Genomic DNA, 22,395 nt, shown 5'->3' on the forward strand with positions numbered 1-22,395 from the left:
AAGTTAAACGAAATGAATCCGAAATTAAAACAAATAATCGATGACTTTATTCGCAATGAAGCACTGAGCGGGACTTCATTAATCATGACTATCTTTGGTGATTGTATTTTTCACCGCGGTGGTATTATCAGTCTTGCCAGCTTAATTCAGTTAATGGACGTATTTGGTTTTAACGAGAGATCCGTTCGTACTGCCGTGTTTCGCCTGGTTCAAAATGGCTGGCTGGTCTCGGAGAAAATTGGCCGCACCAGTTATTACCGGGTGACTGAAAGCAGCCGCCAGCGCTTCATTATGGCGGACCAAAAAATTTACAGTTTTACTCATCAGGAATGGGACCAGAAATGGGATCTAGTGCTGCTGAGTTCGGTTGAACTGGAAAATAAACTACTACTAAAAAAAGAACTGGAATGGCTAGGTTTTGCCAATATTGCTACCAATGTCATGGCCTATCCGGGTTGCGATCACCACAAACTGCAAAACTTGCTGTTAAATTTAAAAATGACAGAGCAGGTGGTGGTATTTAAGGCAGAAGCTTTACTGTTATGGCAAGAATCTTATCCAACCGTGAAACGCATGGTAGAGACTAATTGGCCGGTTCAGGAGTTGCATCAGCGTTATGAAAAATTCATCGGTGTGTTTAGAGAGTTCTTTCATTTAGTCGAAAATGAAGAGGAGCTTGATCCGGTACAGGCCTTTCAACTGCGAATTTTACTGATTCATCAATATCGTCGCATTTTATTAAAAGATCCAAACCTGCCATTTGAGTTATTGCCGTCCAACTGGTTATCCATCAATGCCCGAAACTTAAGCAGTAACTTGTATCAAACAGTTGTGGCTGCGGGTGAAGAATTCTTCATGGATATCGCACGAACTTCAGAAGGTTCCATGCCGCCTGTACATCCGCAGTTTTATAAACGCTTTGGTGGTTTGCGGCAGGAAGAAATTAGCTATTAAAGCAATCAGATTTTAAAGGAATAAAACGATGCCTTGTTATGCCATAGATGGTGTGATCCCTGTTGTCAGTCCTCAAGCTTATGTTCATCCGACTGCGGTGCTGATTGGTGATGTCGTGATTGAGGCCGGGGTCTATATTGGTCCTTTCGCGGCCTTAAGAGCCGATTTTGGTGGAATTCGTATTCATAAAAATGCCAATGTTCAAGACTCATGCACCATTCATGGTTTTCCAGACAGTGTGACCTTAGTGGAAGAATATGGTCATATTGGACATGGCGCAATTTTACATGGCTGTATTATTCGCAAAAATGTGCTGGTGGGAATGAACAGTGTCATTCTAGATGAAGCAGAAATTGGCGAAAATACCATTATTGGTGCCAATAGCACGGTAAAAGCCAAAGCCAAGATCTCTGAAAATTCACTGGCACTTGGTAGTCCAGCCAAGGTGATCCGTAGCTTGGAGGCCAAAGAAATTGCATGGAAAACCAAGGGTACCGAGCAGTATATACAGCTTGCAGAACGCTGCCTTTCGTCTATGTATGAGGTTGAGCCTTTGTCAGAAGATTCAGCAGATCGGCTCACCTATCAACACTTCAATGCGGAACATGCCATCAAGCATAACCGTTGATTTTTAAGAGGAGCGAAAACAACATTTCAACGGATATATTTTTTCAAGCTGCCCGGGTTAAATGACAATTTGGGTATATAAATCTGCCTAATTGGGTTGATTTATTCAGGCCATAAGTTTCATTAGAACGAAGCTGCATGATTATCATTGCTCTAACTTGAAAAGCGTTTTATTGATCAGTCTAAGTTTATTCGACATAACTCTAGGATGAGTATCTAGCCCTTAGCTCTAGCTATTTGGATAAAATTAAGCAGGGGGAATATGTTGATATTTTCTAAGCTTGAGATGAGTTAAATTCATTATGTGTGATTTTAGACGAATTCTAAAGGGGCTGCTTTCCTGCTTAAATAACAGAATAAAAATCTCATGGAGAAAATTTCAAGTCAAATACAGAATTTAATTTATATACTTAAAAGTCAATTTTATAAAAGTATCTTTTAGCCATATTTCGATAAAATACTTAATTAGTAATTGTTTTTTATAGCTTTTCATGCAGTTAATAAGTCCATGGCTAAACTTTTATTCTCAACCCTTTCCCACGGGTTTAATTGATTTATCTTATTAAAGATTGGTTAGTCATTTTTCTACCTTGCCTCCCTTATTCATATGATAAAACTTATAAACATGAATTTCTCTCATCTTTGCGTGAGATCAAATCATTTTTATTCATGTTCTGATTCAAGTATAAATTACCCCATACAGAAATTTTGTTTTTATCTAAAAAAATTAGGGTAGCGGATCATCATGAGTAAAGAGTTTGTATGTTCAATTAAACGTATTCGTTTCGATGAAAACTATCATCCTGCAAATAGCACACGTCTGACCACGAATTTTGCGAATTTGGCGCGCGGTGAGTTTCGTCAAGAGAACTTGCGCAAAACTTTAAACATGATGAACAACCGTTTTAACGCTTTGGCGCATTGTGATAACCCGACAGCAGACCGTTATTCAATTGAAGTCGACATCATTTCTTTTGATCTGGATGTTGCAGGTGATGGCAATACCTTCCCGGTGATTGAAATGTTGAAAAGTACGATTATGGATCACAAAACCAATCAACGTATTGATGGCATGATCGGCAACAGCTTCTCATCTTATGTACGTGATTATGATTTTAGCGTGGTATTGCCAGAACATCTTAACAAGAAATTGACATCAGCGGCGCCAGAGCAGTTTGGTGATTTGCATGGCAAGCTGTTCCAATATGTATTGAATACAGAGGCATACTCAGCCAATTTTAATAAGGCACCTGTGATTTGCCTGAGTGTTTCAACCACGAAAACCTATCATCGTACGGCAAATGTGCATCCTGTATTGGGCGTTGAGTACAAGCAAGATGAATATTCACTCACAGATGGATACTTCCACAAAATGGGCTTACAGGTGCGTTATTTCATGCCTGAAAATGCTGTTGCACCTTTGGCATTTTACTTTAGCGGCGATTTGACTCGTGATTACACCGATCTTGAATTGATCAGTGCGATCAGCACCATGGAAACCTTCCAAAAAATTTATCGTCCTGAAATTTACAATGCCAATGCTGCGGCAGGGCAAGTGTATCAACCAAGTTTGAACTATCAGGATTATTCACTCACGCTTGTTGATTATGACCGAGTAGAGCGTGGCCAGTTGGCAGTAAAACAAGGCAAGTGGACTGAAGAAAACTTTATCAAACCCTATCAAGACATTCTTGAGCAATGGGCTGCAAGTTACACAGTTAAAAATCATGATTTAAAGAATATTGCGGCTTAAAAACGAGCGACTTAATTCAGCGAAATAAATAAGTTAAACGAAATATAGAAGATACTGATCATGAAATTATTATTACCGACCTCAACAGCAGGCAGCTTGCCGAAACCGTCTTGGCTTGCAGAACCAGAGAAACTTTGGTCACCGTGGAAATTGCAAGGCGAAGAATTGCTAGAAGCCAAACAAGATGCTTTACGTTTGTCATTGCAAGAACAAGTGCATGCAGGGATTGATATTGTCAGCGATGGCGAACAAACCCGTCAGCATTTTGTGACCACATTTATTGAACATCTTGATGGTGTTGATTTTGAGAAACGTGAGACGGTTCGAATTCGTAACCGTTACGATGCAAGTGTGCCAAGTGTCGTGGGTGCAGTCAGCCGTCAAAAACCAGTGTTTGTGGAAGATGCCAAGTTTTTACGCAGCCAAACAAATCAACCAATTAAATGGGCGCTACCGGGTCCAATGACCATGATTGATACGCTATATGACGGTCACTACAAAAGCCGTGAAAAACTGGCGTGGGAATTTGCCAAAATTCTCAATCAGGAAGCACGTGAGTTAGAAGCTGCGGGCGTGGATATTATTCAATTTGATGAGCCAGCATTCAACGTGTTCTTTGATGAAGTGAATGACTGGGGTGTTGCCACTTTAGAGCGTGCACTTGAAGGTCTGAAATGTGAAACCGCGGTACATATTTGCTATGGTTACGGCATTAAGGCCAATACTGATTGGAAAAAGACTTTGGGTTCAGAATGGCGTCAATATGAAGAAGCGTTTCCTAAGCTGCAACAATCCAAAATCGATATTATCTCACTGGAATGTCACAACTCCCATGTACCGATGGATTTGATTGAGCTGATTCGCGGTAAGAAAGTGATGGTCGGTGCCATTGATGTGGCAACCAACACCATTGAAACACCGGAGGAAGTTGCAAGTACGCTACGTAAAGCCCTGCAATTTGTTGATGCTGACAAGCTTTATCCTTCAACCAACTGCGGTATGGCACCTTTATCTCGCCAAGTTGCACGAGGCAAGCTGAATGCTTTAAGTGCAGGTGCCGAAATCGTTCGTCAAGAACTTGCTGTCTAGTACTTATCGATATCAAGAGGTGTGAAAGGTTACTTCTGTTAGTTTGATTAGAAAAATCTGATTAAATCAGTAAGTAGCCCTAGTTCCATCGAGAGACTAGCTATAGTCAAATTTAGGATTTAAGTGATGATTGAAGCAACTGACTTTAGAAATGCAATGTCTTTGTTAACGACTGCGGTCAATGTCGTAACCACAGCAGGCGCATCTGGTCTTCATGGATTTACTGCATCTGCGGTATGTAGTGTCACAGATACACCACCGACATTGTTGGTCTGCATGAATCAGGCATCTCGGTCACATACACATTTTATTGAAAATAAAATTTTAAGTGTAAATGTATTGAGCGCACAGCATGAACAGATATCCAATGCATTCGCATCGAAAATGAGTTCAGAAGAGCGCTTTAAACAGGGTTCTTGGACAACATTAGAAACGGGTGCACCTGTTTTAGAAGATGCTTTGGTGAGTTTTGATTGTGAGGTTGAGCAAATTCAAGAAGTCGGAACGCATAGCATTTTTATATGTCGTGTTGTTGCAATCAAACAAAATCAACAAGATGAAAGTTTGGTTTATTTTAATCGTGCTTATCATCATGTGGGTGAAATGGAAGTCGCTTAATCTGTCTTTTTGTTTATCCTAAAATTCTTAATTAGTATGTCGTGGAATTAATTGTTTTTTAGCCATCGGCGCACTCGCAGGATTTGCTGCTGGGCTGGTTGGGGTGGGCGGTGGAACGATCATCATGCCACTTTTATAGGTGGTCTTCACCCAACTGGGTTTTGATGCTGATGTCATTATGCAGATGGCCTTAGGTACTTCATTAGCGACAATCGTTGTAACCTCTATTAGTTCACTCATGGCTCACCATAAAATGGTGTAGTCATCGGTCTATATTCAAAAATCTAGCACTGGGAATGGTGATTGGATGCTTTGTAGGCGTTGGCTATCGGGGGGTTATCTTCAGCTAATTGTTGGCATGTATTTGATTTGGGTTGCCTATAACATGTAGATGGGTGCAAAAAGGCTGTTGATACCAATAAATCATTACCATCAACCCCTACGCAAGTTGGTGCAGGTGCAGGGATAGGTGTGGCTTCAGCAATATTTGGAATTGGAGGCGGTAGCTTAACCGTGTACCTCATCTGAATTGTCATGGCGTGGTCATGCAAAAAGCTGTTAGAACATCAGCAGCATGCGGTTTACCGATCGCCATTGCGGGTACATTGGGATTTATGCTTTTTGGTATGAAGGAGCAAGTCAATATTCCTAATAGTGTTGGCTTTATCGTTTCAGGCATCTCGTTGAAAATACCTTTGCTCGCTTAAAACATTTTCGTGGTATTGCCACTCTTTTTGAAAAGTTAGCTCGAAATTATAAGTCCATGTTGTTCTTGGCTTGCTTGTTTATTTGGGGCAAAGCAAAATGAGGACACGCCCTAATAGCGAATGAGGGCAGGCTTAAGCCTACCCTCGTTGTATGTCTTTATTCACAGACAAAATTTGCCATCAAAATAGGCTTTTCGCCAACCGTCTATTTTGATTTTTTGAAATAAGCCACCAATGAAAAAAGGATCTTGTTCAATAAATTTTTGAGCAGCTTCTCGTGTATCTACATCAATGATATAGACTCCACCTCCTAAGTCTTGACCATTATCATCCAATTTTGCACCACAGGATAAAAGAAATTTAAGATTTTGATTTAAATAATTTAAATGCTCTTGTCTTAATTTTTTTCTAAGATGTTGGTGATCTGTTTTGTCCCAGGTTTCTATAACATAAGGCATTTTAATTTTCTCCCAGATAAAGTTTTATTAGAAAGAAAATGGATATTCAAGAATTAAACGGAATTCATCAATATTTCCATATCTATAGCCTGTAGTTGACCTATGAGTGGCTTGACGAAGACGAATATCAAGATCCTTTGCAAAGCCTTGCTTAACTTTGTAGCGTAATTCGATATCTCTTTCCCAATGTTTATTCTCAATATTTTGATCGTAAATATGACGTTTGGTATACAGTTTGTTGTTACTACCCGTAGTATCCATATCCCAGCCATATAAATACCGAGTCATGAAGGATAATCCCTCAGCACCATAAGGTGAGAAGTCAATTTCATATTTCACCTGAGCTGATTTTTCTTTGGCTTCGGTAAATGTTGCAAACTGTACGCTATTAGGAATAGTGGCAATCCCGCCGTTATTTCTAAAGCCGATCCAGTCAAAAGGTTCATCACCTAAAACTTGTTGATAAGCTAAACTGAAATTATGGTTGGATAATTTATAGCTTCCTGTTAAGGAAACCAGACCGGTACTGATATTTCCGCCCGTGGCATCACCGGTATCTCGGTTAATATAGTTATTGGTTTGTAGATTGAAACCTGATTGAGTATCAATTTGATGTTTATATTTTGCACCTAAATAATATTGCATCCAGACATTTTCTAATTCAGACACATATAAAGACGTTTCAATATTATCAAGTTTATAGGTGGCCCCTAAATAAGTGACGTAATCCCCTTGAATTCCATTGTTATAATCGGTATTGAAATAGTTCAGACGGTCTGTTGAGTCAACAGGACTCATTTGGGTGAAATAACCAAAATCTAAATTGATGTGATCAAAACTATTATCCTTTATCGATAAACCCGTCGACATAGAGGGAAGTAGGCGAGAATAATTAGTACCAACAATAGGATTATTAGGGAATTGATTCCCGAGCAAAGCTTCGGTTTTATTATATTTTGCCCGTAATGCGCCACCAAATTCAGCAGTCGCTGATTTCGGTTCGCCATTTGAGTCCACTTCTAAGTTGTTTGTACCGGTTCGATAGCCATCACTATCGAGTTTTAAAGCAACCAGTGCATAGCCATTCAAGCCAAATTGGATGGCTGTATCTGTCCAACCTGTTTCCATATTGGCAATAAAACCTTGGGCCCATTCTTCACGGTAACCTTTACGTTCAGATACAGGTAATTGAGCGTTTTGACCTGCAGAGTTGTATTCGCCTTTACGAAAGTCACGATTGAAATAATAGTTTTTTGCGAGCACATTAAATTTTGTGTCATCAATAAAATCAGCCTGAGCCGTGTTGATGCTGGTTATGAATAGGCAAAGCGTACTCATAACCAGTAAATTTTTATTTACTGGTTTTTTCATTTTTAAAAATCCTTTTAGGTATTACAAACAATTATCCAGAAAGCTGGATGAGCGAATTAAACGCGAGCCCATGTGTCTGAAGGTTCAAAGATAAATCCATTATCTTGTTTACGAATATAACCACAGTAGGGATCACCAAAATGTACAGGCAAGAGTAAAGCTTCTCGGCTCACGGCACGCTCTAAACATTCAAGTCGAGTTTTTCGAGCGATATCCGGCCAAATGCAATAGCCTGAATTGATTTCGGGGCGAACAATTTGTAGTGGGCTGTGGAATACGTCGCCACAAAAAATCGCTTCTTCTCCTTGAGAGCTGACACGAAAAGTAACTTGTCCTGGGCTATGCCCGGGTGCAGGTTCTACAACTAAGCAATCGGCAATTTCAGTATGGGGCTGAATAAATTCAACCAAGCCTTCGTTATAGACAGGCATCACGCTATCAAAGAAAGAGTCGCCAAAAACATCAATCACGCCAGGTTCTTTATTTTTACCCTGATGACAGAAATCAAAGTCCTCTTTAGGTAAATAATATTTGGCATTCGGGAATGTTGGTGTCCAGCGGTTGTCTTTCCAGATGGTATTCCAGCCAACATGATCAGAATGTAAATGGGTAATGACCACATGAGTTACTTTTTCGGGAGGTGCGCCAGCAGCAGTCATCCATTCGGTAATTAGGTTATTCAGCATATGCATACGGGGAATTTCTGGGCGTTGTTTGAAATTACCAACACCGGTATCAATCACAATAATATTGTTACCAGCATGAACTACCCAAAATTGAATACTGACAATCAGTTTATTCATATGAGGAATCCAATGATGCGGTGCCAGCATACCTTTATGCTCTTCTAACAGACTCTGATCTGCTGTCGGAAATAAAAATTTTGGATCATGGCTCGGGCCAGCATATTCATGGATACGGGTTACTTTTACTTCACCAATCATTCTTGATTCAATCATGAGTCACTCCTTAACAAATATTATTTAACTTAATACTTAAACGCGTTCAAATAGGGCAGCTAAACCTTGTCCACCACCAATACACATTGTTTCTAAACCGTAACGTGCATTACGACGTTTCATCTCGTGTACTAAAGACGTCATGATGCGAAGTCCCGTGGCGCCAATAGGATGACCCAGAGAAATTCCTGAACCGTTCACATTAATATTAGACGTATCGCTAATATTTAAACCTTTAATCACTGCTAAAGCTTGAGCTGCAAAGGCTTCATTAATTTCGATCAGGTCTATTTCTTCAAGGCTCATGCCTACTTTTTTAAGTAGCTTATTTACTGCCGGAACTGGACCAATACCCATTCGACTTGGATCACAACCAGCTGAGCTCCAACCAATGATTTTGGCAATCGGTTGTAAATGATGCTTTTCTAAATACTCACGGCTGACAATGAGGCAACCTGCTGCGGCATCATTCTGTTGGCTTGAATTGCCTGCTGTGGTGACACCATTTGGCAATAGGGTTTTCAGTTTAGCTAGACTTTCAATAGTACTATTTGCACGAATGCCTTCATCAAAATCGATGGTTTTGGTTTCTTTCTTAGATTTTACTGCAAGCGGAATCACTTCATCTTTAAATTTACCAGCATCCCAAGCTTGCTGTGCTTTTTGATGACTCGCCAATGCGAAAGCATCACATTCTTCACGACCAATATTATAGTCTCGCGCCAGATTATCGGCAGTTTCAGGCATACCCGAAATTACACCAAAACGTTCAACTGGTTGAGATCTTTCACGACCACGTTCCAGTCGGTCAAACATGGTCACATTCCCTGCACGACTTCCCCAGCGCATATTGGTGGAGTAATATTCAATATTACTCATGCTTTCCACACCCACCACCATAATCGCTTCAGCATGTCCAGATTGAATGGTCATGGCTGCATTAATAAGTGCTTGCAAGCCTGAACCACAACGACGATCTAATGTATAGCCGGGAACTTCAACTGGCAGACCCGCAGCTAAAGCCGCATAGCGTCCAATACAAGGTGCTTCACTGGATGAATAAGACTGGGCAATAATGACTTCATCTAAACTGTGGGTATCTAATCCAGTTTTCTCTACGATGGATTGAATGACTCTAACAGATAGATCAACCGCGGTTAAAGAGGCAAGTGCGCCACCGAATTTACCAATCGGGGTACGTAGCGGACTGACGATATAAGCGTCTTTCATTTCAATTCCTTTTAAACTAATTTTAGATCGATGGCTTGCTGCTCAAGTTCTTCTTGAAAATGAGGGGCTGCAATAGATATCATTTTTTCAACACGCTGCGGCAGGCTTAAACCACGTAAGTCTGCAATGCCATATTCAGTCACAATTAGTCCGGCATCACTGCGAGGCGTAGAGACAGGGCCCTGCAAATGAGAAACGATACGACTGAAACTTTTCCCGGAAGCAGGCAGGGCAATAATTGAAACCCCACCATAGGATTGATTGGCTGCACGAATAAAGTCTAAAGCTCCACCCACAGCGCCCACATAGGTTTTATTGGCAATCTCAGCATTTACTTGACCTGTTAAATCAACTTCAATTGCCGAGTTGATCGCAATGAATTGTTGAATGGCAGCAAGAGTCGCAGCATGATGGGTATATTCGGTTGAACGGAGTTCAATTGCTGAATTTTGATGAACAAATTGATGTAGTTTAGAAGAACCAACAATTAAACCTGTGATAGTTTTTCCAGGATCAATATTTTTTTTCTGATTGGTAATTACCCCTTTTTGCATCAAGTCGGTAACACCATCACCAATAATGCCAGAATGGATGCCTAGATGTTGATGATGATCTAAAGCTTGCATAATGGCTTCGGGAATGGAGCCGATTCCCAGTTGTAAAGTTGAATGATCGGGGATGCAGGAGGCAACATTTTGAGCAATTTTTTGAGTGGTTGCTGAATGGTCAGCACTCTTTTGTGCTTCGATTTTTCGGTCGGTATACACCATCACATCAAAATCAGCCTCAGTTAAATATTGATCTGAATACACCCAAGGTGCTTGCTGATTGACTTCCGCAATCACAGTTCGAGCATGTCGAAGGGCGGATTTTAAATAGTCTTGTGCCAAACTATAGCTATATTGTCCTTGAGCATTTGCTGCAGAAACCTGAATCAATACAACATCTAATTTAAGCTGTTGATTTTCGATTAAACGGGGAAGTTGTGAATAATGCACAGGCAAAATATCTAAAACCTGATGTTGCGCCAGTGTCCGATTATATCCTGCACCACAATAGCTAAGATATTCAACATGTTCGGAGTATTCCGGTAGACAAGTAGGAAACTGGCTAATGCCTAAAAAAACTTTAAATTTCCCAATTTTTTTACGATTTTGAATTAAATTTTGAGTAAGCGGTATGGGTTCAGCTTGAGCCTGACCCCATACCACGCGATCACCATGTCGAACATAGCTGGATAAATCAAGCTGAGAAATATCGTATATCTTTTCCATGATGACCATCCTTGATCTTAAAAGGTATTCAGCGTTAGTGAATTGAAGAGGGGTGTTGAGATAATGCCGTCACTTTAATCTCCATATAGGGAAATAAAGGCAAACTCATCAATAAGTCATGTAATTCATTATTGCTTTCCACATCAAAAATACTGATGTTGGAATATTTACCTGTAACACGCCATAAATGTGGCCATTTGCCTGCTTTCTGCAACTCAATAGCACGTTCTTTTTCAGCGCGTTTAATTGCATCCATTTTTGCAGGATCGCTATCTAGTGGAATTTTGACGGTCATTTCTACACAAAAAAGCATTTTGATTGTCCTTAATATTTGAATTAAAAATTTTATATAACGTCTTTGGTTATAAATGGCTTCAACTTGCCAATGAAAGTCTTGCCGTGTTCAAACCAGTCTTTACGAACATCTGAATCCATATAAACTTGCATTTGTTGTTCATTTTCGAACCAGCATTCTCCAATAGCATCGACACCCGGCACATCAAAGAAGGGAACATGAATATCGGTCGGTTCTGAAGCAATCAAGCGAACTTCATATTTATATAAACCTGGAATACCGGCTGACATTTCAAAGTGTCGTAGACATTCTTGATCAAACTTTTCTTTACTCATGTCTTCTGGTTTAGCAAGTAAATAAAGAATACGGATCATATTTAAACTCCCTGTTTTTGATAATGATGAGATATTAATGTAGGTTCATCTTTAGGCACTCTAATGAGCAAAATAGAGATTGTTGCTAAGCCGTAAGCTGTTAAGCAGAACAAACCGATAGAGGTAGCAAGACCTAATGATTCAGCAAGAATACCCACACCAACGACTGATAGAGCACCGAATGATTTGCCGACGTTATAAGCAAAGCCCATACCTGTAGTACGAATATGAGTAGGAAATAAATCACTTAAAAATGGGCCAAGCGCTGCGAACATTCCAATTGCGGAAAAGCCCACCAAGAATCCAAGCGCTAAGGTAATGTATTGATTCATTGCAATCAGCATATACACCACGGTTACGAACCAGCTCAAAATAGACATACCAATCAGTGTTTGTTTACGACCCAATTTATCAGCCAGATAAGCGGTGAACATAAAGCCTGCAAATGCTCCTGCAGCCATAATCAAAATCGTGACAATTTTAGAACTTGGACTGAGTCCACGTTCATTCATCAGGGTTGGAATCCAAATGAGAATGGCATAGCATGCTGCTTGTAAACCTATAACGAGTAAACTTGCAAAAATGGTTGAACGTAAATATTGTTTTTTAAATACCGAAGTGAATGACGCTTTTTCAATATTTTCTTTATTTTTAGCCACATCATTTACGAATTCGACCGATTCTTTCACATTACGGCGAATATAAATCACAATTAAAGCGGGAATGACACCTGTCCAAAAAACCACACGCCAAGACCATTCTGGTGGGAGCATCGTAATAAGTATTGTGGCTACAATTACCGATCCTGCCCAACCTAAAGCCATTCCTGACTGAACAAAGCCGACAGCCTTATTTTTATGTTTTGCGGAAACAGCTTCGGCCATGAGTGCCGCGCCAACTGCCCATTCACCACCAAAACCAAGGCCTTGTAGCGTTCTTGCGACTAAAAGCTGTTCATAATTTTGTGCAAATCCTGCCAATACGCCAAAAAATGTAAACCATAAAATGGTAAACATCAGGATTTTTACACGACCATAACGGTCAGCCAAAATACCTGCGATCCATCCGCCAATGGCAGTAACAACAAGGGCAACCGTACCAATCAGGCCAACCTGAGTTTGAGTAAGTGCCCAAGTTGCCATAATGACAGGTAATAAAAAACTAAAAATTTGCATGTCATAAGAGTCAAGTGCCCAACCTGCATAACATGCCCAAAAAGTCTTTTTCTGATTGGAATCCGATTCCTTGTACCAATTCAACATTCCCATTTACATCTCCTTTGTAAAATCGATTTATGATTTATTTCATTCTTGAAAAATCGAGTGGTATATCGGTAACACTTTGAACATACTCAGGGGTATGAGGTGCAACAATATCAATCACAAACACTTGTCCATTGGCAAAGTCAAAGGTAGCAATCTCTGTATACACACGATTCACACAAGCCAGTCCCGTTAATGGATAACTGCACTTCTCTAAAATTTTGCTATGACCTTGTTTGGTTAAATGTTCCATCATGACGTAAACATTTTGTGCACCTGAAGCAAGATCCATTGCACCCCCTACTGCAGGAATGGCATCTGGATGCCCTGTATGCCAGTTGGCTAGATCACCATTGGCTGAAATTTGGAACGCACCCAGAATGCAGTAATCCAAATGTCCACCGCGCATCATTCCAAAAGAATCTGCATGATGAAAAAAGGCACCCCCTTTTTTTAAATCAATGGCTTCTTTTCCAGCATTGATCAAATCCCAGTTTTCTTCATCGACTTCTGCTTGAGTCCATTGACCCAACACACCATTTTCACTTTGTAGAATTACTTCTTTATCAGCGAAATAGTCCGCAACTAGGGTCGGTAAACCGATGCCTAAATTGACATATGACCCTTCGGGAATATCTTGAGCCACACGCTGAGCAAGATTATTTTTTTGTTGGATATCCATAATAATTACGCTCCATGCCCATTTTTTAGGGTCACACGATCGACAAAAATTCCAGGAGTAATAATAATTTCCGGATCTAAATCACCAAGTTCACAGATTTGATCTACGGCAACTAAAGTGGTTTTTGCCGCCATAGCCATAACAGGAGCGAAATTACGTGCAGTTTTGTTGTAAATGAGATTGCCCCAACGATCACCTGTCTTGGCATAAATTAGGCTGTAATCTACGGCTAAAGCTTTCTCAAAGACATAGCCTTGACCATCTATCTCTTTGGTTTCTTTATTTTCTGAAAGTAGGGTGCCATAAGCTGTACGTGTATAAAAACCACCAATACCACAACCAGCAGCTCTTAAACGTTCTGCAAGCGTACCTTGAGGTACAACTTCAAGTTCAATTTCATTATTGCGATACAATTCTTCAAAAACATATGCATCTTTTTGGCGAGGGAAAGAGCAAATTAGTTTTTTGACACGTTTAGCTTTGAGTAATGCTGCAAGACCTTGATCACCATTTCCAGCATTATTGCTCACAATAGTTAAATCTTTGGCACCTTGTTCAATGAGTGCATCGATAAGCTCATTAGGCATGCCTGAACCGCCAAAACCACCCACTGCAATCGTCGAGCCATCTTGAATGTCTTTGACAATATCCTTTGCCGAATTGAAAATTTTATTGATCATTTTACTATCCTGTAACATTCATTTTTTCATGTTCTCTGATAGTAAAGTTACATAGCTTGATGTTTTGCACAATTTTGAAATTTGAAAGTGGTGTTAATCTGAGGCTAACACCATAATCAGGGAAAATGATTTGATCATTAATAAATGTGAGACTTTAAACATTCAATAAAGTCTTTAGTGAATTGACTGATTTCATTAAAGTTAATTGCGCATATTTTAAAGCCGCGATGGGCCCATTTTTCATCAATTTCTCTGTGTTCGATATTCGGGTGAATATGTTGTAAACGTCGAAAAGCAGCTAAAGGAATAATGGCAATACCTGCACCTGCTGCAACCATTTGACAAATTGAGTCATAGCTTGAAACTTGCACTCGAATATTAATTTTTTTATCTAATTGCTGAGATAACTTATGTAAAAAAATTTGAATTGCGCTGCCTTCATTTAAAGTTACAACTGAATATTGAATTGCATCTAATAAGGTCACATTGGTGTGTTCTAGAATAGGATGGGCTTTAGGGGCAATTAAAATCAGTTGAGAAGAAATTAAAGGCATAGTCTGCAAATTCTTAGTATCAATATTCCCAGAAATAATTCCAAGATCGGCACGTTTATCTGCGACAAGACTGACGATGTCTTCACTAAGCATTTCTTTAAGGTTTACATCCACATGAGGATGAGTAATTAAATACTCAGATAGGGCCGTTGGTATATATTCAGTTATGGCCGTTGTGTTGGCAGCAATAGATAATTTCCCTGGTATGAGATCATTAAACTGAGCAAGTTCACCTTTAAGGCATTCAATTTCATGATAAATCGATTTAGCATATTTTAAATAGATCATCCCAATTTCAGTCAGTTCAACACCCTGAGAAGAGCGGTCCAAAATTTTTAAGCCTAAGACATGTTCTAAGTTTTTAATTCGATTACTAGCAGCGGGAGTAGATAAAAAAGATTTTTCTGCAGCCCGCGTTAAATTTTTGGTTTCTGCTATATTTAAAATTAATCGAAAGTCATTTAGATCAAAGTTCACAGGCTTACTCTATTAAATTTAAAAACCATAGTCTGAATTTAAAAAACATAGTCATTTATTTTGGCTCTAATTAGTTAATCAACAACCCGCTTGGTGAATTATTTATACATCATCATGATGTATAAATAATTTAAACTATACTGAGCATCATCTATTTTTTTAAACTGAAGAGACTATTAGACAATAGTTATGTGAAAAGAAAGATTTTGGAATTGTAATTAATTTTTACTTTTAGCTTCGAAAACCTAACTCTTTGAGAATGCTTTCAGTATGTTCACCCAGTGCGGGGACTTTCGTAAGCTGAAAATCATCAGAATGACTTGATCCAACAGGTTTTAATGTTGGAATTTTACCCACTGGCGTGTCAACCTCAGTCCAACGTTGCCTTGCTTTTAATTGTGGATGATTCCAGACATCAGCCAATGTGTTGACATTGGCATTGGCAATTTTTGCCTGTTCCAGTCTTAAAATGATTTCGTTTTGAGTATAGTGAGAGAATACCTGGAGTATAATATTTGTTAATAATTCACGATTTTTAATTCGATTTGAATTATTGATAAAATATTCCGATTGAGCTAATTCGGGCCGTTCTAAGACTAAGTCACAAAAAGATGTCCATTCACGATCATTTTGTACAGCAAATAATACTTGTTTATTGTCACCTGTAGAAAAGGGGCCGTATGGAAAAATAGTTGCATGCGCAGCACCTGATTTTTGAGGTTCTGTTTGATGATCTGAGGTGTAATAAAGAGGGAACCCCATCCACTCAGTCATACATTCCAGCATAGAGATATCAATACGTTTCCCCAGTCCAGTTTTCTGTCGCTCAAGTAAAGCCGCCAAGATATTGCTATAGGCATACATTCCAGCAGAAATATCTGCAATAGAGCAGCCTGCTTTAACATTTTCCTGTTTTGTCCCGGTAATCGATAAAAAGCCAGACTCACTTTGAATCAGTAAGTCATAGGCTTTTTTATCACGATATGGACCCGGGTGTTCTGGGTCATCACCATAACCTGAGATATCACAGACAATTAGTTGTGGAAATAATGGATGAAGTTTTTCGAAAGAAAGTCCTAAACGAGAGGCTGCACCGGGGGCTAAATTTTGGATAAGAACGTCAGTTTTTTTTAATAAGCTTTTCAATATAGGCGGGGCTTCTGGAGATTTCAAATCCAGTGCCAAACTTTCTTTAGAGCGATTTGTCCAAACAAAATGAGAAGACATTCCTTTAACACGTTCATCATAATAACGTGCAAAATCACCACCTTCAGGTCGTTCAATTTTAATGACACGTGCACCTAAATCAGCTAACTGACGCGTACAAAATGGAGCTGAAATTGCATGTTCCAAAGCAAGTACGGTAATACCTTCCAGTGGTTTCATCTCATTACTCCTGAAATGTTACTTTCGCTTTCATCGCTATTTGCCCATCAATATGTTCAATCCATAATTCTGCAGTTTGCTCTTGTACATCGCCACAGATATAAAACTCATTAAAATCGAACACAGGTTTTACCGCACGAAATTCAAATTTTTTAATGATTTTATCTGGATATTTATCTTGTAGCGTTTGCATCAATAGAGTTGCTAGGAGGGGGCCATGCACCACTAGACCTGGATATCCTTCTACCAGGGTTGCATATGGACGGTCATAATGAATTTTATGGCCATTAAATGTGAGGGCTGAATAACGAAATAATGCAGTTGTATCCACTGAATGTTGCTGTTTAAAACTGTAATTTCGCAGAGTGCTTTCAACAGGAGTTATTGCTACACTAACATTGTTAGTAGTAATAGTTTCTGGTTTATAAACAATATCTTGTTGTTCTTTAATGACCAACTCATCATTAGCATAAATAAAATGATTCACTGTTACAAAATAAAGCTCACCATTTTTGCCTTGTTTAAATTGAATATCTGCAATTTCAGAAACTCGACGTAATTCTTGCCCCACCAAAATAGGCTGAATAAATTCAAGACGACTGCCTGCCCACATCCGTCTTGGGAAAGGGATAGGGGGTAAAAAATCTCCCTTTTTAGGGTGACCATCTGCCGCAATTTCAGATTGGTTAACGACATGGGGGAAATTTATCCAATGAAATAGATGGGGTATTTCTTTTATTGGTAGATCTTTTTTATTGAATAATGCCTGCAGCATTTGAATAGATCGCTGTTCACAATGATCTTCTGAAATTTGTTTATTTCCAATCCATTCTGCAAAGTTTTGCATAGTCGTGTCCTTATCTTTGCTTAATAAACTTGTTTTAGAATTTTCTCTGCTTTTGAAATAATGGGTTTATCAATCATTTTTCCATTTAAGCTAATCGTTTGCCCATCAGCTGCTTTTACAGCATCAAGAACCTCTTGTGCCCACTGAATTTCTTCAGGGCTAGGATTAAAGGTTTGATTCACGATTTTGACTTGGTGGGGATGAATGCATAACTTGCCTTGGAAGCCTAATTTTTTAGCTTGAAGGGTTTCAGTCATGACTAATTCAGTATTGCCAAAATCAGCAGTGACGCCATCAATAGGGTTAGCAATACCCGCAAGTTTAGAGGCCAAAGCAATTTTATTACGGAAGTACATCAACTCTAAAAAATCACCAGACATATCCATTTCAAGTTGAAAATCTATAGAGCCAAACATCAAGGCACGCACGGCTGGAAACTGTGCAATTTCCTCTACATGTGCCATGCCATAAGGTGTTTCAATAATAGGATAAATATCAATGATACGAATATGTTGAATGGATTCGAATTCTTGTATTTTTTCTGCTTTAGGTAAAACAATCGCAATCACATTTGAAAATTGAGCGAGTTGAATATCGTCCGCAAACCATTCGGTCTGAAAAGCATTAACTCGAATCATGACTTTTTCAGTGGGATGGTCTAATAACCATTGCTTGAGTAATGCGCGCGATTCGAGTTTATGTTCAGTTGGAATCGCATCTTCTAAGTCAATAATCACTGCGTCACTACCGCTATTGAGCGCTTTGGTATAGCGCTCAGGACGGTTAGCAGGAACAAATAAAAATGAACGGGGCGTCTGCATTTTATTTTTCCTCAAAGCTTAGAAAGAACGTGGTAGATCAAGTAAATGTTCAGCTACATAACTTAGAATTAAGTTAGTTGAAATTGGTGCAACTTGATACAAGCGTGTTTCACGGAATTTACGTTCAATGTCATATTCATTGGCAAAACCAAAACCGCCATGGAATTGTAAGCAATGATTCGCTGCCTCCCAGCTTGCTTTTGCAGCCAATAGTTTGGCCATATTGGCTTCAGCACCACAGGCTTGACCCTTGTCGAAAAGTTCACAAGCACGAAAACGCATCAGATTGGCAGCTTCAATCTCAATGAAGGATTCAGCAAGAGGAAACTGTACTCCCTGATTTTGACCAATTGGGCGACCAAAGACCACACGATCTTTGACATACTTTGTCGCACGATCCATAAACCAATAACCATCACCAATACATTCTGCCGCAATCAGTGTACGTTCTGCATTTAAACCATCTAAAATGTATTTAAAGCCTTTGCCTTCTTCACCAATTAAGTTTTCTTCAGGAATTTCCAGGTTTTCAAAAAATAATTCATTGGTTTCATGATTCACCATATTAGGAATAGGCTGTACGACCATACCTGATTTCATCGCTTCTTTAATATCAACCATGAAAATAGACATCCCTTCAGATTTCTTTTTCACTTCGGCCAAAGGCGTTGTACGAGCAAGAAGAATCATCCAGTCACTATGCTGTACACGAGATATCCAAACTTTTTGGCCATTAATCACATAACGATCGCCTTTTTTGACTGCGGTCGTACGAATTTTTGTGGTGTCTGTTCCTGTTGTTGGTTCAGTGACGGCCATAGATTGTAGACGCCATTCACCAGAAGCAATTTTAGGTAAATAAAATTCTTTTTGTGCTTGAGAACCATTACGTAACAGCGTACTCATGTTATACATTTGCCCATGACAGGCACCTGAATTACCCCCGCTACGATTAATTTCTTCCATAACGACAGAAGCTTCTGCCAAACCTAGTCCAGAACCACCAAATTCTTCTGGAATCATCGCTGCGAGCCAGCCAGCATTGGTTAGTGCATTTACGAACTCTTCAGGATAAGCTTTGTTTTCGTCAATTTTACGATGATATTCATCTGGGAATTGTGCACACAATGCACGAACAGCTTCACGAATTTCTGGGTAGTTATTAAAAGTACTTTTCACTTGAATGTCCTTATCTTGATCTTTTCTTATTTTGATCATATATTGTTATGGATTAGGAATTAAAATAGTATATTTTGATGGAAGACATGCTAGAAAATTATCGAAATGAACATTAAACAATTACGCACTTTTATCACTATCTTAGAAGTTGAAAATCTAACAAAGGCCGCAGCTATGCTTAACATTGTGCAGCCTGCAGTGTCTCGACAAATTCAAATGCTTGAAGAAGAATTAGGAGTAAAATTATTTAACCGTTCTCGTCATGGTATGGCGCTGACGGATGAGGGTAAAGTTCTTGAGCCTTATGCAAGAAGGATCTTGGAGGACATCGAAAGTGCCAAATTGGAATTGACTGCAAATAAAGGGATAATTCGAGGGAAAGTTCATATTGGTGTATTGTCGAGTATTAGTGAATTACTTTCTACTTTGATTATGAACTTGATCAAGGAAAAGTATCCTGAAGTACAAGTGAAAATATCAGTGGGATATTCTGGGCATTTAAAAGAATGGTTAGAGGCTGGAGATATTGATTTAGCTTTAATGTATGACGCTACGCCATCGAAGTTAATTGATTTGACTCCGCTGGTAAAAGAACCATTATTTTTAATAGGATCAGCTCAGTCCTTACTTCAACAAAATGAAGTTTTTGAACTTAAAAAAATAGAGGAATTTCCATTAATTTTACCTTTTCATCCTCATCGTTTGCGCTCTCTGATCGAGCAGGCTTATAAGCAAAATGGGTCTAACTTAAATGTCTATGCTGAAACTAATGATTTGAATATACAAAAACAGCTCGTTATCCAGGGCTTTGGTTATACAATATTACCCCTAGTTTCTGTAGTAAATGAGTTTAGGGCAGGATTAATTAAAGTTACTCCAATTGTAGATCCAGCATTTTCTCGTGTGATTACTTTAGCAATGCACTCTACAAGAAATATTCCCAAGCATATTCGGCTCATTTCACGTGAAATTATTGGTTGTGTTGAGCAATCTATTGAGGAGAAAAAATGGCCGAATGCTAAATGGATATATGAAAGTTAGTATCTAATTTTTATTGATATAAATAAAAAATTAGTCTAAAAAGCAGAGACTAAATTCCTAAAAAAGCTGATAAGGCTTAAGCCCTTCCAATATTGCATCAGCAACCCATTGATTAAATGTCTCAGTCTCTCCAAAAGCCATCCATTGATCCAAAGCTTCATAGTAGGCAAGACGGTTCTCAAAAGTAATTACACAAGCTGGATAACCAGTTTTCATTAACTCTAAATTCATGAGTAGGCGAGAGGTACGACCATTACCATCAATAAATGGATGAATGCCGACGAAGTCTGCATGTACTTTTGCAGCTCGTTCAATTGGGTGTATTAGATCTCTTATCATTCAGTAATGGGTAGTCCGGCGGCATGTTAGTAGCACCTGAAATGGGCACATTTTTCTAATGGGATCGACCGGCATTGTTATCATCAATATTTTTCAAAATGAGTGGATAAATATTGCGAATTTTCCAGTTAGAAAAAGGTTCTTCATTTTCTAATGATGTCTTCAACGGAGTAGATCGCGTTTCTATGATTAATTACCTCGAAGTGATCTTTTAATTTTTTACACCTAAAGCGATGCCTTCAAAAACGACTTTGGTTTCTAGCAGTTTTATTGCATAACCTTCAATTGAATTAGAATGGTATATCCCACGCAGAATAAGATCTTCTTGTAAATTTTTAGACATAAGGTCAGAAAGAGGTCGCTTCTGATCAAGCCTGTTTTTTAAGCCATCAATAACTTTGAACAATGGTAAGCATCCGGTAAAGCCCCTCCTTACTAATCTATCCAATTAGCCTTATGTTAGTCCCCAATTATTTTTAAGGGGGGCTAAATTCATGACCACGAATATCCATGCATCAACTGTAGCTGTTTCCAAAAAGCGAAGAACATACAGTGCTGAATTTAAACATAGTATTGTTCAAACCTGTAAAGAACCACACACTTCTATCGCCTCAGTCGCTTTGCAGTATAGACTGAATGAAAATATCCTATCTAAATGGATTCGCCTTTTCGATGGCAGACAATCTATCCACAAATCGGCACCGCCTAAGCCCGCATTTATTGCCTTGTCTTACCCTGAAAGGTTCAATCTATCTACCGCAATAATGCTACCCCTTCACATTACTTTGCCTGATTCGAACACAGAAATTGGGCTGAAATGTCAGGCATCAAAAATGCCTGCTTTGGCAGAATTACTCAAGGCACTGGCAAATATGATCCGTATTGATGAAATCTGGCTCTCTACCCAGCCCATGGATATGCGTACGGGCATGGACACTGCAATGGCGCAGATTCATGAAAGCCTTCGGCTCTATCAAACCACATGGCGCAGACTTATCATTTGCGACGCATAGGTTTCACATAATCCGTATTATGTTACTTTTAGAAAGACTTAAAATATATAATTGAAGTAGGTTATTAACTCTGAATAGCTTAAAGTTTTTTTAAGCCAAGACCGTTTCCTTAACGTAAAAGAGTTACTGCTATGCTCTACACTACTACCCCAATTACAAAATCTAAAACTTTCCATGAAATAGGTTTTTGAAAGAGGGGGAATCGGAATTTTGCTCCATATCCTAATGAGAAGAAAAAAATCCATGAAGATAGGATTGCTCCCAGGGCAAAAGTATAAAGTTGGTCATGCTCTCCATTTAACATAATCTATATTATACGAAACTATTTTGTTAGAACCCATTTAAAGTGTCTATATTCTCACCAATAAAAATGTCTGGTTTATGATGGTTTTTATCACCATGGAC

At 39.0% G+C, this 22,395-nt stretch carries 22 protein-coding genes and 4 pseudogenes; 9 read left to right on the plus strand and 17 right to left on the minus strand.

Going from position 1 to position 22,395, the window contains the following annotated elements:
- The first annotated feature begins 12 nt into the window (after positions 1-12).
- The 7 genes and pseudogenes from paaX to ACP69Y_RS12930 form a co-directional block, all read left to right on the plus strand.
- Positions 13-954: a phenylacetic acid degradation operon negative regulatory protein PaaX gene (gene paaX / locus ACP69Y_RS12900; RefSeq protein WP_425918767.1), complete on the plus strand. Its 942-nt coding sequence runs from the start codon at positions 13-15 to the stop codon at positions 952-954.
- A gap of 28 nt (positions 955-982) precedes the next feature.
- Complete coding sequence (locus tag ACP69Y_RS12905; RefSeq protein WP_425918769.1) at positions 983-1,582, plus strand: gamma carbonic anhydrase family protein; 600 nt, start codon at positions 983-985, stop codon at positions 1,580-1,582.
- Between the two features lie 744 nt (positions 1,583-2,326).
- Positions 2,327-3,334, plus strand: coding sequence for a DUF1852 domain-containing protein (locus tag ACP69Y_RS12910; protein WP_425918770.1), 1,008 nt, complete (start codon positions 2,327-2,329; stop codon positions 3,332-3,334).
- Between the two features lie 60 nt (positions 3,335-3,394).
- Complete coding sequence (locus ACP69Y_RS12915; RefSeq protein ID WP_425918771.1) at positions 3,395-4,423, plus strand: methionine synthase; 1,029 nt, start codon at positions 3,395-3,397, stop codon at positions 4,421-4,423.
- A gap of 126 nt (positions 4,424-4,549) precedes the next feature.
- The gene (locus tag ACP69Y_RS12920) at positions 4,550-5,041 is read left to right on the plus strand and encodes a flavin reductase (RefSeq protein ID WP_425918772.1); all 492 of its coding nucleotides are present in this window, start codon (positions 4,550-4,552) and stop codon (positions 5,039-5,041) included.
- 46 nt (positions 5,042-5,087) lie between these two features.
- Positions 5,088-5,709, plus strand: a pseudogene (locus ACP69Y_RS12925) (sulfite exporter TauE/SafE family protein); the annotation flags it as partial.
- A pseudogene (locus tag ACP69Y_RS12930) lies at positions 5,703-5,849 on the plus strand (IS5/IS1182 family transposase); the annotation flags it as partial. The pseudogenes ACP69Y_RS12925 and ACP69Y_RS12930, both read left to right, overlap by 7 nt.
- A 60-nt stretch (positions 5,850-5,909) precedes the next feature.
- On the opposite strand, the gene ACP69Y_RS12935 reads toward ACP69Y_RS12930, so the two are convergent.
- From ACP69Y_RS12935 to ACP69Y_RS13005, 15 genes are all read right to left on the minus strand, one after another.
- Positions 5,910-6,206 (minus strand): YciI family protein, encoded by a 297-nt coding sequence (locus ACP69Y_RS12935; protein WP_425918773.1) that lies wholly within the window; start codon positions 6,204-6,206, stop codon positions 5,910-5,912.
- 27 nt (positions 6,207-6,233) lie between these two features.
- Positions 6,234-7,577: an OprD family outer membrane porin gene (locus ACP69Y_RS12940; protein WP_425918774.1), complete on the minus strand. Its 1,344-nt coding sequence runs from the start codon at positions 7,575-7,577 to the stop codon at positions 6,234-6,236.
- A 56-nt stretch (positions 7,578-7,633) separates the two neighbouring features.
- The gene (locus ACP69Y_RS12945) at positions 7,634-8,536 is read right to left on the minus strand and encodes an MBL fold metallo-hydrolase (protein ID WP_425918775.1); all 903 of its coding nucleotides are present in this window, start codon (positions 8,534-8,536) and stop codon (positions 7,634-7,636) included.
- A 36-nt stretch (positions 8,537-8,572) separates the two neighbouring features.
- Positions 8,573-9,766, minus strand: a complete 1,194-nt coding sequence (locus ACP69Y_RS12950; RefSeq protein ID WP_425918776.1) for an acetyl-CoA C-acetyltransferase — start codon at positions 9,764-9,766, stop codon at positions 8,573-8,575.
- 11 nt (positions 9,767-9,777) lie between these two features.
- Positions 9,778-11,040, minus strand: coding sequence for an acetyl-CoA hydrolase/transferase family protein (locus ACP69Y_RS12955; protein ID WP_425918777.1), 1,263 nt, complete (start codon positions 11,038-11,040; stop codon positions 9,778-9,780).
- 34 nt (positions 11,041-11,074) lie between these two features.
- Positions 11,075-11,353 carry a muconolactone Delta-isomerase gene (catC, locus tag ACP69Y_RS12960; protein ID WP_126037351.1) on the minus strand — a complete coding sequence of 93 codons (279 nt, stop codon included), beginning with the start codon at positions 11,351-11,353 and terminating at the stop codon, positions 11,075-11,077.
- 32 nt (positions 11,354-11,385) lie between these two features.
- Positions 11,386-11,709, minus strand: coding sequence for a 4-methylmuconolactone methylisomerase (locus ACP69Y_RS12965; protein WP_425918778.1), 324 nt, complete (start codon positions 11,707-11,709; stop codon positions 11,386-11,388).
- 2 nt (positions 11,710-11,711) lie between these two features.
- Positions 11,712-12,977, minus strand: coding sequence for an MFS transporter (locus ACP69Y_RS12970; protein ID WP_425918779.1), 1,266 nt, complete (start codon positions 12,975-12,977; stop codon positions 11,712-11,714).
- A gap of 31 nt (positions 12,978-13,008) precedes the next feature.
- A complete protein-coding gene (locus tag ACP69Y_RS12975; RefSeq protein ID WP_425918780.1) occupies positions 13,009-13,653 on the minus strand; it encodes a 3-oxoacid CoA-transferase subunit B in 645 nt (214 codons plus the stop codon).
- A 5-nt stretch (positions 13,654-13,658) separates the two neighbouring features.
- The gene (locus ACP69Y_RS12980; RefSeq protein ID WP_425918781.1) at positions 13,659-14,333 is read right to left on the minus strand and encodes a 3-oxoacid CoA-transferase subunit A; all 675 of its coding nucleotides are present in this window, start codon (positions 14,331-14,333) and stop codon (positions 13,659-13,661) included.
- A gap of 137 nt (positions 14,334-14,470) precedes the next feature.
- Positions 14,471-15,364 carry a LysR family transcriptional regulator gene (locus tag ACP69Y_RS12985; RefSeq protein ID WP_425918782.1) on the minus strand — a complete coding sequence of 298 codons (894 nt, stop codon included), beginning with the start codon at positions 15,362-15,364 and terminating at the stop codon, positions 14,471-14,473.
- Positions 15,365-15,595: 231 nt separating this feature from the next.
- Positions 15,596-16,750: a CaiB/BaiF CoA transferase family protein gene (locus ACP69Y_RS12990; protein ID WP_425918783.1), complete on the minus strand. Its 1,155-nt coding sequence runs from the start codon at positions 16,748-16,750 to the stop codon at positions 15,596-15,598.
- 4 nt (positions 16,751-16,754) lie between these two features.
- A complete protein-coding gene (locus ACP69Y_RS12995) occupies positions 16,755-17,597 on the minus strand; it encodes an FAS1-like dehydratase domain-containing protein (RefSeq protein WP_425918784.1) in 843 nt (280 codons plus the stop codon).
- 20 nt (positions 17,598-17,617) lie between these two features.
- Positions 17,618-18,418, minus strand: a complete 801-nt coding sequence (locus tag ACP69Y_RS13000) for an HpcH/HpaI aldolase/citrate lyase family protein (protein ID WP_425918786.1) — start codon at positions 18,416-18,418, stop codon at positions 17,618-17,620.
- An 18-nt stretch (positions 18,419-18,436) separates the two neighbouring features.
- Positions 18,437-19,597, minus strand: a complete 1,161-nt coding sequence (locus tag ACP69Y_RS13005) for an acyl-CoA dehydrogenase family protein (protein WP_425918787.1) — start codon at positions 19,595-19,597, stop codon at positions 18,437-18,439.
- Positions 19,598-19,702: 105 nt separating this feature from the next.
- Between ACP69Y_RS13005 and ACP69Y_RS13010 the strand changes: the two genes are divergently transcribed.
- Entirely contained in the window at positions 19,703-20,638 is a 936-nt protein-coding gene (locus ACP69Y_RS13010) for a LysR family transcriptional regulator (protein WP_425918788.1), read from the plus strand.
- Positions 20,639-20,695: 57 nt separating this feature from the next.
- Here the strand turns inward: ACP69Y_RS13010 and ACP69Y_RS13015 are convergent.
- A pseudogene (locus ACP69Y_RS13015) lies at positions 20,696-21,383 on the minus strand (Fic family protein).
- A gap of 88 nt (positions 21,384-21,471) precedes the next feature.
- Here ACP69Y_RS13015 and ACP69Y_RS13020 point away from each other — a divergent pair.
- Entirely contained in the window at positions 21,472-21,990 is a 519-nt protein-coding gene (locus tag ACP69Y_RS13020; RefSeq protein WP_425918789.1) for a transposase, read from the plus strand.
- A 136-nt stretch (positions 21,991-22,126) separates the two neighbouring features.
- Here the strand turns inward: ACP69Y_RS13020 and ACP69Y_RS13025 are convergent.
- A pseudogene (locus tag ACP69Y_RS13025) lies at positions 22,127-22,264 on the minus strand (amino acid transporter); the annotation flags it as partial.
- Positions 22,265-22,395 lie beyond the last annotated feature (131 nt).

Origin of the sequence: Acinetobacter sp. TSRC1-2 (genome assembly GCF_049895885.1) — a bacterium.
GTDB lineage: Bacteria > Pseudomonadota > Gammaproteobacteria > Pseudomonadales > Moraxellaceae > Acinetobacter.